A 12,495-nucleotide genomic window follows, 5' to 3' on the forward strand; every position below is an offset into this window, starting at 1 on the left:
CGATCGGCTGCGTGATGACCTGGAACCGGTCACCCGCGCCCGGACAATGGCGCCGGGCGGGGTTCTGGTCTCAGGCAGCGGCCTTGGCGAGAGCGCTCTGCGCCTGCTCGACAAGGCTCTTAAACGCCGCAGGCTCATTGACCGCCAGATCCGACAGCACCTTGCGGTCCATCTCGATCTCGGCGGCCTTCAGGCCGGCGATGAACTGGCTGTAGGTCACACCCAGTTCGCGGGCGCCTGCGTTGATCCGCTGAATCCACAGCGCGCGGAACTGGCGCTTGCGGACGCGGCGGTCGCGATAGGCGTATTGCAGGTTCTTGTCGACGCGCTGCTTCGCGGCGCGGATCGTCTTGGACGAGCGGCCGCGGGCGCCCTCGGCAAGCTTCAGAACCTTCTTGTGGCGTGCATGAGACGTCACGCCGCGCTTTACACGGGCCATCGTCAATTACTCCCGATGGAAATCATGGGGGCCGGCCGCATCACTGCGGGACCGGCTGCTCTCGTCGGAATTCGCTGCTGCCCGAATGATCAGGCGCCCGAATACTCAGGCATAGGGCAGGAACTGCTTCACAATCCGCGCATCGGCCGCCGTCAGGATCTGGGTCTTGCGGCTGTTGCGCTTCTGCTTCTGCGTCTTCGACGACATGCAGTGACGATGGAAGGCGCTGGAGTGACGGACCTTGCCGGACGCCGTCAGGCGGAACCGCTTCTTGGCGCCGCTCTTGGTCTTCATCTTTGGCATTTTGCTCTCCGTGGGGTCAGGTCGCGATGCCGATCGCGCCCGGATCCCTCAAGGAACGAAGGACCGGCCGGCGGCAAGGCGGAGCAGGGGTGGCGGACGGGCATGCCAGAAGCCACGGCCACCACGACACGTCGAACCGGTACAGAGACCGGTCCGGCCGCGTGATCGAAGCCGGCTTTATAGCGACGTGGCCGGCACTTGGCAAGCGCCACGGCGGCCGCATGCCAATCTTCCGGGCATGGGTCGCAAAAACACGCGCGGGCCGGCACCGGGGCCATCATGGTCCCGATGCCGGCGCAAGCCGGATGTCTCCGGAAAATCGGTCAGTTCATGCCTTCTCCGCGGTCTTCTCCGCAGTTTCGGCCTTCTCGCCCGGCTGGACGAGCGGTGCGAGCACCATGGTCATCTGACGACCTTCCAGGGTCGGGCGCTGTTCGATCTTGCCCAATTCGACAAGATCACCCGACACCCGCATCAGAACCCGCATGCCAAGATCCTGGTGAGTCACCTCACGACCACGGAAGCGCATGGTGATTTTCACCTTGTCGCCCTCGGTCAGGAACTTCACGGCATGCTTCATCTTGACGTTGTAGTCATTGTCGTCGATGTTCGGCCGGAACTTGAGTTCCTTGATCTCGATCGTCTTGTGCTTCTTCCGGGCTTCCTGTGCCTTCTTCTGCGACTCGTACTTGAACTTGCCGTAGTCGAGAAGTTTGCACACCGGAGGCTCGGCCGTCGCCGCAACCTCGACAAGATCCAGACCTGAGTCAGCAGCTCGGGTCAGGGCCTCGTCACGGGTGACGATTCCGATCATGGTGCCGTCGGCGTCGACCAGACGCACTTGCGGCACGCGGATGGCTTCATTGATGCGATGGGCGTCGCGATTCGCGTTCGGCGCCACCGGCATTGGTCTTCTAGCGATGGTCAGTCCCCTTTCGATTGCCGACCGGATGTATCCCGCGTGACCCGGGTGAGCCGTCGCTCCCCCCCTTCATCCGATGCGTCACCAGCAGGTGGCGGGCCACCGATGCGGATAACGGAAAACGGACTGCCGGGGGGAGGCAGGTCACGGGGTCTGGTGCGGGGTCGACGCGCACCGGCGCGTCGCCGATATGACAGAAGGATAGTCACGGTCGGATGTCGCGCAAGTCTTTCTTCGCGGACGACTTCCGACCATCACAGGTCAAGCAGGCGGCGGATCGCCTTCGAGACGTCGCTGACCGGCAGATCGGCAAGCCGATCGGCCCGCAGCCACGATGCCCGCGGCCCCCGTGGCCGGGTGAGGACCGGGTCGCTTTCCGCCGAGAACAGGCTGAGCGACGGGCAGCCGACCGCCGCGATCAGGTGCATCGGGCCGGTGTCGTTGCCCACGGCCACCGCCGCCCGCCGCGCAAGTGCCGCGATTTCGGCGAAGCTGGTCCGGCCTTCAAACGACATGGCCCGGGGCTCGGCCGCGGTCACGGCCCTGATCGCGTCGGCTTCCGCCCGCGTGCCTAACAAGATGGGGACGATCCCCTGATCTGCAAGCAGGCGCGCGGTTTCGGCGTATTGCTGTGGCGGCCAGCGCTTGCCGGGGCGGTGGGCGGCACCGCCCGGCACCAGCAGCGCGAAGCGCATCGGCAGGTCGAACGACGTCAGATCGGCCCGCAGGAACGACAGGTCCGGCGCCGGCACCCGTGGAATGCCGGCCATGGCCAGTTGTTCCGCCTGCCGCTCCACCGTGTGCATGTGGTCGCGGCCGGGGTTGGCATGGGGGTGGGAACAGCCCGGGGCGATGCCCGACCAGTCGGGCTGTGGCTTGCGGAACAGCCGGTAATAGCGGCTGCTGCGATCGCTGGTCTGAAGGTCATAGACGCGGTCGAAGCCGGCATCGTTCAGGCGCCGGCGCAAGCGCCCGATCGCGCCCAGTTGAAACAGGCGCGGCCGGTCGTCGATCCAGATCTCGTCGAACAGGCCGCTCGCCTCCAGCAGCCCGGCATAGGGTTTCGTCGTCAGCAGGGTGACGCGGCCCAGCGGATGCGCCAGCCGGATGGCCTTCATCGGCCCCAGCGCCAGGATCACGTCGCCAAAGGCCGAATGCTTGATCACCAGCACCCGCGCCGCCGGGTCGATGCCGGGCAGCGCCGGCAGCACCGGCTGGGCCACCGGCGTTTCAGGCCCGCTGGTCATGGTCATCGTCCGGCCGCCTCTTCGATCCGTGCTACGCCGGCGATCCGTGGTACGGCGGCACGTGTCAGCAGCGCCTCGTCATACACGGCCCGTGTTGCCGCCTGCATCCGCGCCAGGGTGAAGTGGCGGTCGACATGGGCGATCATGGCACGCGCGGCGCGCGCGCGCACCTCGCCGGGCATGTCCAGCGCCGCCGCCAGTGCCTGGGCCAGCGCACCGGCATCGCCCGGCGGCACCAGCGCGCCACCGACATTGCGCGCATCAACGGTTTCACGCGCACCGCCATGATCGGTGGCGATGATCCAGCGGCCCATCGCCTGGGCCTCCACCGGAATGCGGCCGAACGCTTCCGGCTCGGTGGCCGGCGACACCACCACATCGGCCAGCATATAGGCCGCCGGCATGTCGCGTTCAGCCTCGGCGATGCCCACCACATCCTGAAGCCCGCGGGCGCGGATCGCCTGCTCGATCTCGGCACGATAGCTTTCGGTGCCTGGGGCCGCTCCCACCATCACGCATTGAATGTCGCGCCGGCCCAGCGCCGCCAGCGCGTCCAGCATCACCATATGCCCCTTCCAGCGGCTCAGCCGGCCGGGCATCAGCACCAGGGCGCGGGTCTCGTCCAACCGCCAGCGGCGGGCGAGCGCGATGATCCGGTCGGCCGGCACCGACGCCGGATGAAAGCGGGCGATGTCCACACCGCGCGGAACGGTGCGGATCACCGCCGGGTCGACGTCATAAACCTGGCGCAGATGATCGGCGATGAAGCCTGAAATCGCGATCAGCGGCCGGCCACGGGTCATCACCGCGTTATAGCGGCGCTTCAGCCAGCTGCCATGGCCATAGGTGCCGTGAAAGGTCGTGACGAAGGCGGCGCCCATCCGCGCCGCCGCCATCTCGGCGCTCCAGGCCGGCGCGCGTGACCGGGCATGGATGATGTCCACCCCTTCCGCCGCCGCCAGCGCCGCCAGCCGGGCGGCATTGGCGCGGATCGTCCAGGGACGCTTCGACGCCAGCGGCAGGGTGACATGCCGGCCGCCCAGCCGTTCGAGTTCCGCCACAAGCGGCCCGCCCTCCGAGGCCACGATCGCCCGCCAGCCCGACGCCACCAGCCCGGCCGCGATATCGACCGTCCCCCGTTCCACGCCCCCCGGCCCCAGTGCCGGCAGAACCTGCAGCACGGTCCGTGGCAATCGCCCCCCGCCGGGGATGCCGGCAATGGCTGGCGTTACCGCAGGATCGGGCACCGTCATCGGACGGTCGTTTGGGATTGGGGCGCTCTTGCTGCTAGGATCGTCCGATTGCACCGGATCACAGTCTCCATGGGCTGGCCGGTGGCCGTCATCGCCCACCGCGCTCACAGACTACACGAGGCGGCCGGCCGGCAGAAGCATGGCATGACATCGCATCACATGCGCGGCACCTGCGCTCATCCGCCGCCCACCCGTCACGCCGCCAACACCGTCACGGAGGATAGCGTGCCCGACAGACTGCCCCCCGCCACCTGGCCCGCCACACCGGCCGGCGCCGCGCCTCATCCCGCCGGCCAGGACGACGGCCGCATCGATCGCGGCGACGGCGTCGCCCTGGCCTATCACCGCCATCTGCCCAAGATGTGGGCGCCCGGCCCCGGCATCGTCTTCCTGGGCGGCTTCCGCTCGGACATGACCGGTACCAAGGCCATGGCGCTCGACACCTTCTGCGCCCGCACCGGCCGGCCCTATCTGCGCTTCGACTATTCCGGCCACGGCGCGTCGGACGGCGCTTTCGAGGATGGCTGCATCAGCCGCTGGGTCGATGACGCGCTGGTGATGATCGACCGGCTGACCGACGGGCCGCTGGTGCTGGTGGGCTCCAGCATGGGCGGCTGGATCATGCTGCGCGTGGCGCTGGCCCGGCCCGATCGGGTCAAGGCGCTGATCGGCATCGCCGCCGCCCCCGATTTCACCCAGCGCCTTATGTGGCCCGACATGACCGCCGACCAGCAGGCGGCCCTGCTCCGAGATGGCCGGATCGAGATCCCGTCGGCCTATGATCCCGAGCCGACCGTCATCACCCGGCGGCTGATCGAGAACGGCCGCGACAACCTGCTGCTCGATGACCCGATCCGCTTCGACGGCCCGGTGCGCCTGCTTCACGGCCTCGACGACCCGGACGTGCCCTGGCGGCTGTCGCTGGATACGGCCCAGGCGCTGACCGCGCGCGATGTCCGGGTCGAGCTGGTCAAGGGCGGCGATCACCGCCTGTCGGAACCCGGTGACATCGCCATGCTGACCCGCACCATCGACGAGGTCGCCCGCCTGGTGGTGGAGGCCGACTGAGCGATGCCGCCGGGACGTCAGAACCGATAGCCGACGAAGAAGCCGACTTGCGGCTGCACCTTTTCCACGGTGATCGGGCTGTCGGCGGCATCGCCCATCAGATATCCTACCCCGGCATGGGTTCGGGTGAACCAGCGGTCCGAGATCTGCCAGGTCAGCGCCAGATCGAGGTCGGCGCGCTTGAAGCCGGATTCGGCCTCATAGGCCTGCAGACCGGACCGGGCGGCCTGTTCGGGCGAGATGCCGAAATAGGTCGACATCTCGTCGTCACCGGCCCAGGTCGCCGACAGCTCCGTCGACAGGCTCACGCTGTTCGAGAGCTGATGCTCGAACGCGATGCCGGGGCTGATGGTCATGCCGTCGCCGCCACCGAAATCCTGCTCCAGTTCGGCGCCAAGGCTGACCGTGCCCAGGCCACGGTACCGCCCCAGTTCATAGCTCGCGAAAAGATGGCCCTGGGCGGCATCGTCGATGTCGCCCAGCCCGCGCAGCCGGTCGTTGTCATCCTCGTCCCGGCCCGGACGATAGCCCAGCGACAGCCCCATGGTGAACCGGTCGGTGCGGACGACGTTGACGCCGAGCCCGCGCCGGACGTCGAAGAACACCCGGTCCTTCCACTCCACCGAGACGAAAGGGATCGGCTCCACCGTCATCTCATCGCTGCCCTCATATTCGGGCGTCAGCAGCGCACCGGCGCCAAGAGTGACACTCCAATTGCCGCGCCGCTCAGGCTCCGCTCCGGCGGCGCACATCGGCACCGCCATCACCAGCAGGGCTGGAACCACAGCACCGCGTAAATAATTCTGCCCGGAACCGCGGCGCGTGATGGTTGTCACAACCATGGGCAGGGTCTCGTTCATCTGAAGCTCCATGTCCTGCAGGAAGGATCTTCAGAATACGACCGAATCAAGGTCATTCGCACCTTGCTATGATGTTAAGAGATGTTGCGCTGCGGCCGGCAGAAACAGCCTCGCCACCAGCCCGCCTTCCGGCCGGTCGTTCAGGGCGATGTCGCCGCCATGCAGCCTCGCCGCATCGCGGGCGATCGACAAGCCCAGGCCGAAGCCGGCCTGGCCGGCACCGCCCCGGGCACTGTTGCCCTTGAAGAATGGCTCGAACACCCGCTCGCGCAGATCCGCCGGAATGCCCGGCCCGTCATCGGCGACCACGATCTCGATCCCGCCATCCACGCTGTGCAGGCCGACCACCACGGTCTTGCCACCGTGTTTCACGCCGTTCTCGACCAGATTGCCGATCGCGCGGGCGACGGCGCCGGGGCGGCAGGTCCAGGTCAGGCGGGCCGGCCCGTCATAGCGCACGCCATGGCCGACATCGGCGAAGCCCGAACAGGTGGTCGTGATCAGGCTCGGCAGGTCGCAGCGGATCATCTGGCCGGTCCGGGCATCATCCCGCAGATAATCCAGGGTCTCGTTCAACATCCGGCCGATCTGGTCCAGATCGGTCTGCATAGCCGAGCGGATCGCCGGATCGGCGATCCGCTCGGCCCGCAGGCCCAGCCGGGTCAACGGTGTCCGCAGGTCGTGGCTGATCGCCACCAGCATGCGGGTGCGATCATCGATCAGGTTCCGGATGCGCGTGCGCATCCCGTCGAGCGCCGCCGCGACCCTCACGATCTCGCGCGGGGCCGGCCGGCTCAGCAGGCGGTCATCCGATGGCGACTGCCCGAACGACACCGCCGCATCGGCCAGCGCATCCAGAGGTCTCGCGATCCAGCGGCGGGCATAGACCGACAGCAAAACCACGAACAGCGTCACGATGACCAGGGTGCCGCCACCGATCCTGACGATCCCGCGCCACACCCCCATTTGCAGCGGCATCCGAAACACCAGATGCGCATCGCGCGCCACCGGCACCACCACGGTCTCGATATCCTGATCCCACGACCGCTCCCACATCGCCACATCCACCCCCCAGCCAGCCTCCAGCCGGAAGCTCACGGAGCGCAGCGGTGCGTCATCGCCGTCGGCGCGCCTCGCAGGCGGCGGCCCGTCGACCAATGCCACGTCGATGCCCTGAGCACGGGCTGTCTCGACAATCCTGACCACGTCCCCGTGATGCGCCGAGGCATCGACCAGTTGAACGATCATCGCAGCCCGCGCGGCGATCACTGACGGACTCGATTTCTGGCCGCTATCCGACAACAACGTGATGGCGATCACCGTCAGCACGGCCCCCAGCATCACCGCCAGTGTCACGATCGCGGTGATCTGCGTGGTCATGCCGCGCGGCACCAGATATCGGGCCAGAGGGCGGGCCAGAGGGCGGGCCAGAGACCAGGCCGGCCGGCGGCTCAACACGGTCGCACCATCGGCGTGAACACATATCCGCCCAGCCGCACGGTGCGGATAAATTCAGGCTCATGCGGCACCGGCTCGATCTTCTGCCGGATGCGGCTGACATGAACGTCGACGGTCCGGGTCTCGGCTCCGGCCAGCCGGCCATTGGCCCGCTCGATCAGGAAATCGCGCGACAACACCTGCCCTGGATGACGGCAGAAGGCGGCCAGGATGTCGAATTCGACGCTGGTCAGCGCCACCCGCACGCCATCGGGGTCTTCCAGCACCCGGGCGACGAGGTCGATCCGCCAGCCGGCGAAGCCGAGCGGCGGCGGGCGCAAAGGTGCCGCCGTCTGCGCCGCCGCCATCGCCGCGGTCATCCGGCTGCGGCGCAGCAAGGCGCGGATCCGCGCCACCAACTCGCCGGAATTGAACGGCTTGGTGACATAGTCATCGGCGCCGATATCCAGCCCGGCGATGCGGTCGCCATCTTCGCCACGCGCGGTCACCATGATGATCGGCATCGCCGACTGCGCGCGCAACCGCGCGCAGATGCTGAACCCGTCTTCCCCCGGCAGCATCACATCCAGCACGATCAGATCGATGCCGCCCCCGGCCAGAACCGCATCCATCGCCGTGGCCGATCCCACCGCTCTGGCCCGCAGCCCCTGCCCGGCCAGCATCTCGACCAGAAGCCGCGCGATACCCGGATCGTCCTCAACCAGCAGGATGCCCGGTTCAGGGGCATCCGGCAGAGGAGCGTGCGGGGCCGGATCTGCGGGGTCATGGATGATCGACATACCGCTATCCTGCACAAGCCGGCAATCGCGGTCTCGCCCGAAAAGATGTCGTTTTGTTAAGCCCGCGCTGGCCCGGTTGTCTGCGACCGTTCGGCCGCAAGCTGTGCGGCCAGCCCCGCGCGATAGTCCGGATAGCGCAGCCGCACGCCCAGCTCCTCGCGGATGCGGGTGTTGCGGACCCGTTTGTTGTCGGCATAGAAACTGCGCGCCATCGGCGACAGGGCTGCCTGTTCGAACGGCACCTCCGGCGGTGGCGTCACTCCCAGAAGCTGGCAGGCATGCAGGATCACGTCCTGCGGTGGTGCCGCCTCGTTGTCGCAGACATTATACGCGCGCCCCGGCGCCGGGGCCGCGATCGATGCCGCCAGCACGGCTGCGATGTCGTCGACATGAATGCGCGAGAACACCTGACCGGGCTTGACCACGCGATGGGCGCGGCCTGCGCGCACAGTATCCAGCGCCGAGCGGCCGGGACCATAGATCCCGGCCAGCCGGAACAGATGCGCCGGGGCCGCCGGGGCCAGCGCCACCCATGCCCGTTCCGCCGCCACCCGCCGGCCACCGCGCCCGCCCGCATCGACCGTGGGCGTGCTCTCGTCCACCCAGCCGCCGCCATGATCGCCATAGACGCCCGTCGTCGACAGATAGCCGATCCAGGGTGCCGCCCCCCGTGCCAGACCCGCCGCGGCCGCCGCCGCGATATCGGCGCCATGCAGCCGCAGCACCGGGTCGGCCGCGCCGTCAGCTGGGCCGCCATCCTCCCGCGCCTGCATCACCGATGAGGGCCCCACCGACGACAGGATCGCCACGGCCCGGCCCAGATCGGCCAGGCCCGCCGCATCCATCGGCCGGTCGCCGGTCATCAGATGGGCGGCAATGCCCTGCCCCCGCAGCAGCGCCTGCTTCTCCGCCCCCCGGCAGGTGCCGGCAACCCGCCCCCCCGCCGCCATCCAGGCAGCCGCCAGCGCCCGCGCCGAAAACCCCAGCCCGAAGCAGAACAGCAGGGCGCCGCCGCGCGCCACAGGGGCCAGCAGGGCCACAGGATCGGTCGGCCCACCCATCGGCTCGTCGGTCGTCATGCATCAGGCTCCTTGTCAGCGGCGACGGCGCGGCGCCATTCAGCCAGCACGTCCTCATCGGTTTCGGCGGGGGCGCGGCGCGCGGCCTCGGCCCGCAGGGCCGGCGCCGGCAGCAGCCGTGCCGCCGCCCAGACCGCCATCGCCCGCACCTGCGCCGCCGGATCATCCAGCAACGCCATCAGCGCCGGCACCAGGGCCGGATCACCGCTGTTGCCGATGGCGATGGCCACGTTGCGCACGAAGCGGTCGCGGCCGATGCGCTTGATGGCGGTCTTCGCGAACAGGGCGCGGAAGGCCGCATCGTCCAGCCCGGCCAGATCGGCCAGCGCCGGCGCGGTCAGGGCCGGGCGCGCCTGCAAGCGCATTTCGGATGACGCTGCCGCGAACTTGTTCCAGGGGCAGACCGCCAGGCAATCATCGCAGCCATAGATCCGATTGCCCATGGCGCCGCGGAATTCCACCGGCAGCGGCCCGTCCAGTTCGATGGTCAGATAGGAGATGCAGCGCCGGGCATCGATCTGATAGGGCGCCGGAAAGGCGCCGGTCGGGCAGGCATCCAGGCAGGCATGGCAACTGCCGCAGCGATCGGCATGGGGCTGGTCATGAGCCACGTCCAGCGCGGTCAGCACCACGCCGAGGAAGCTCCACGATCCCAGCCGCCGCGAGACCAGATTGGTATGCCGGCCCTGCCAGCCCAGCCCGGCCAGCGCCGCCAGCGGCTTTTCCATCACCGGTGCCGTATCGACGAACACCTTCAGCGGCATGGCGCTTTCGTCCCACAGCCAGCGACCCAGCCGCTTCATCCGCGCCTTGACCACCGCGTGATAATCGTCGCCACGGGCATAGACCGAGATGTTGCCCCGATCGGGCCGCGCCAGATTGGCAAGCGGTGCGGCATCGGGGTCGAGTGCCGGGGTATAGGCCTGCGCCACCACGATGGCGCTTCGGGCATCGGGCCACATCGCGGTCGGGTCACGCCGCCACGCCCGGCGATCGGCCAGCCAGCCCATCTCGCCATGGCGGCCCAGATCGATGAACCGGTCCAGCGCCGCCCCGGCCGCATCGGGCAGGCGCGCCGGCGCAAAGCCCACGGCATCGAAGCCCAGGGCCAGCGCCTCGGCCCGGATCGCGGCGCTCCAGCCGGCGGTATCCAGGTCGCGCGGCGGCCCCTTGCGGCGCGGCCGCGGCTGATCAGAAGTCGAGGTCACCATAATGCGCCGAGGGCGCGATCCCGATGATCCGGTCCTTCAGCATCGACCGGAAGCCGGGGCGCGACTTGATGCGGACATACCATTCCTTGGCCACCGGATGGCGGACCCAGGGCACGTCGCCCAGATAATCGATCGCCGACAGATGGGCGGCGGCGGCGATATCGGCCAGCGACAGCTGGTCGCCGGCCAGCCAGCGGCGGCGCTCGGTCAGATAGGCCACATATTCCAGGTGGTAATTGATATTGGCGAGCCCGGCACGGATCGCGGCCGAGGTCGGCTGCCCCAGCCCCGCCAGCCGCTTGTCGACCTTCTCGCCCACCAGGTTGCGGGTCACCTCGTCCGAGAACTTGTAATCGAACCAGTCGATCAGCCGGCGCACCTCCGCCCGCTCGGCCGGCCGCCGGGGCAGCAGGGGCAGGTCGGGATAGGCCTCTTCCAGATATTCCAGCACGGTGCGATGGCCGGCGACAACCGTATCGTCGGCCTCGACCAGCACCGGCAGCACCCCGGCCGGGTTCAACCTCAGAAACTCGGTCCGGCGTTCCCACGCCTTTTCAAGCTGCAGGTCGTGGTCGAGCTGCTTTTCGCCAAGCGCCAGTCGAACGGCGCGGCAACCAGGGTTCAGCCAGTGATGATACAGTGTGCGCATGGGGCGGACTTTAGCGCAGAGATCGGCGCCGGGCCAGAACCGCGTCGCCGGTATACAAGGCGAGTGCGATCCAGATCAGCACGAAGGCGACGCCATGGGCGTCGGAGACCGTTTCCCCCAGCAGGAAAACGGCGACGGCTAGCTGGCAGGTGGGGTTTACATACTGCAGAAAGCCCAGCAAGCCCAGTGGCAGACGCGGGGCCGCAAAGCCGAACATTAGCAGCGGCACCGCCGTGACGGCGCCGGTCGCGACCAGCAGCACCACCACGACCGGATCGGCTGCGGGCATCGCCATCTCGCTTCGCCCCCACAGCACCGCCAGCCAGATCAGCGCCAGCGGCGCCAGCACCAGGGTTTCGATCAGCAGCCCGGCCAGGGCGCCCACCGCCGCGATCTTGCGCAACAGGCCATAGGCGCCGAAGCTCAAGGCCAGCGCGATCGCGATCCAGGGCAGCCCCTGGCCGGCGGCGGCAATCCAGACGACGCCGGCCAGCGCCAGCAGGAAGGCCACGATCTGGGCGGCGCGCGGCCGTTCGCCCAGAAACACCACCCCCAGCACCACCGAGACCAGCGGGTTGATGTAATAGCCCAGGCTGCCATCCACCGCATGACCGCTTTGCGCCGCATGGATATAGACCAGCCAGTTGCAGGCGATCGCCAGCGCGCTCAGGCACAGCAATCCCAATATGCGCCGCCGGATGATGATCGAGCGGATTTCGGCCCGGTGGCGGCCGGCCATGGCGATCAGCCCCACCAGAAGCAGCGACCACAGGATGCGGTTGGCCAGCACCTCCGATGCCGGCACCATCGACAGCACCGCGAAGTACAGCGGAAACAGCCCCCAGGTGACATAGGCACCCAGCGCCGCCGCGATCGGCCGCCCCAGGCTGGCCGGCGTTGCCGAGGGCGTGGTTATCGAGACGGTCTGGTCCGACAGGCGAGACGACATGAGGCGGCGGGGTCCGGCGGCGGGGGGAAATGGTCGACGCCCGGATATCGGCGGCGGCGGGCGTCAGCGCGATCCTAGACCCGCCTGCCCGCCACCGCCAGTGGCTGTTCGCGCGGCGTCGACGATGGCCTGCGGCCATCGTCGATATCGAGAGGCCCGTGGCGCAGACATCCGGCACAATACACAAAAACGGCGGGCACCGTTGCCGATGCCCGCCGCTTCCCGTTCCGTCGTCCGGCCTCGTCCTCAAGGCCACACGCGTCAGATCACGCGCCCTT

Annotated in this window: 13 protein-coding genes; 1 reads left to right on the forward strand and 12 read right to left on the reverse strand. The window is 68.6% G+C overall.

Annotated elements, in window-relative coordinates; translation table 11 throughout:
• Positions 1-70: 70 nt before the first annotated feature.
• The 5 genes from rplT to IEW15_RS07740 all read right to left on the reverse strand — a co-directional run bounded on the left by rplT (position 71) and on the right by IEW15_RS07740 (position 4,164).
• Positions 71-439, reverse strand: coding sequence for a 50S ribosomal protein L20 (gene rplT, locus IEW15_RS07720; protein WP_188576479.1), 369 nt, complete (start codon positions 437-439; stop codon positions 71-73).
• A gap of 105 nt (positions 440-544) precedes the next feature.
• Complete coding sequence (gene rpmI / locus IEW15_RS07725) at positions 545-742, reverse strand: 50S ribosomal protein L35 (RefSeq protein ID WP_188576482.1); 198 nt, start codon at positions 740-742, stop codon at positions 545-547.
• Positions 743-1,070: 328 nt separating this feature from the next.
• The gene (gene infC, locus IEW15_RS07730) at positions 1,071-1,649 is read right to left on the reverse strand and encodes a translation initiation factor IF-3 (RefSeq protein WP_188576484.1); all 579 of its coding nucleotides are present in this window, start codon (positions 1,647-1,649) and stop codon (positions 1,071-1,073) included.
• A 269-nt stretch (positions 1,650-1,918) separates the two neighbouring features.
• Positions 1,919-2,917: a glycosyltransferase family 9 protein gene (locus IEW15_RS07735; RefSeq protein WP_229707916.1), complete on the reverse strand. Its 999-nt coding sequence runs from the start codon at positions 2,915-2,917 to the stop codon at positions 1,919-1,921.
• On the reverse strand, positions 2,914-4,164 hold the full coding sequence (locus IEW15_RS07740) for a glycosyltransferase family 4 protein (RefSeq protein WP_188576486.1): 1,251 nt from the start codon (positions 4,162-4,164) through the stop codon (positions 2,914-2,916). The genes IEW15_RS07735 and IEW15_RS07740 overlap by 4 nt, the downstream gene beginning before the upstream one ends.
• Before the next feature lie 225 nt (positions 4,165-4,389).
• On the opposite strand from IEW15_RS07740, the gene IEW15_RS07745 reads away from it, so the two are divergent.
• Entirely contained in the window at positions 4,390-5,232 is an 843-nt protein-coding gene (locus tag IEW15_RS07745; RefSeq protein ID WP_229707917.1) for an alpha/beta hydrolase family protein, read from the forward strand.
• A 17-nt stretch (positions 5,233-5,249) separates the two neighbouring features.
• On the opposite strand, the gene IEW15_RS07750 is transcribed toward IEW15_RS07745, so the two are convergent.
• From IEW15_RS07750 to rarD, 7 genes are all read right to left on the reverse strand, one after another.
• Entirely contained in the window at positions 5,250-6,074 is an 825-nt protein-coding gene (locus IEW15_RS07750; RefSeq protein ID WP_188576488.1) for a MipA/OmpV family protein, read from the reverse strand.
• Between the two features lie 84 nt (positions 6,075-6,158).
• Positions 6,159-7,472 carry an ATP-binding protein gene (locus tag IEW15_RS07755; RefSeq protein WP_188576490.1) on the reverse strand — a complete coding sequence of 438 codons (1,314 nt, stop codon included), beginning with the start codon at positions 7,470-7,472 and terminating at the stop codon, positions 6,159-6,161.
• A gap of 71 nt (positions 7,473-7,543) precedes the next feature.
• The gene (locus IEW15_RS07760; protein WP_188576492.1) at positions 7,544-8,329 is read right to left on the reverse strand and encodes a response regulator; all 786 of its coding nucleotides are present in this window, start codon (positions 8,327-8,329) and stop codon (positions 7,544-7,546) included.
• 56 nt (positions 8,330-8,385) lie between these two features.
• Complete coding sequence (locus tag IEW15_RS07765; RefSeq protein WP_322111487.1) at positions 8,386-9,408, reverse strand: NAD-dependent epimerase/dehydratase family protein; 1,023 nt, start codon at positions 9,406-9,408, stop codon at positions 8,386-8,388.
• Complete coding sequence (gene queG, locus IEW15_RS07770) at positions 9,405-10,619, reverse strand: tRNA epoxyqueuosine(34) reductase QueG (RefSeq protein WP_188576495.1); 1,215 nt, start codon at positions 10,617-10,619, stop codon at positions 9,405-9,407. Before queG ends, IEW15_RS07765 begins: the two co-directional genes overlap by 4 nt.
• Complete coding sequence (gene fzlA / locus IEW15_RS07775; RefSeq protein ID WP_188576497.1) at positions 10,600-11,268, reverse strand: FtsZ-binding protein FzlA; 669 nt, start codon at positions 11,266-11,268, stop codon at positions 10,600-10,602. Before fzlA ends, queG begins: the two co-directional genes overlap by 20 nt.
• Positions 11,269-11,278: 10 nt before the next feature.
• A complete protein-coding gene (gene rarD, locus IEW15_RS07780; protein ID WP_188576499.1) occupies positions 11,279-12,217 on the reverse strand; it encodes an EamA family transporter RarD in 939 nt (312 codons plus the stop codon).
• Between the last annotated feature and the right edge of the window lie 278 nt (positions 12,218-12,495).

The organism is Tistrella bauzanensis (assembly GCF_014636235.1).
Lineage (GTDB): Bacteria > Pseudomonadota > Alphaproteobacteria > Tistrellales > Tistrellaceae > Tistrella > Tistrella bauzanensis.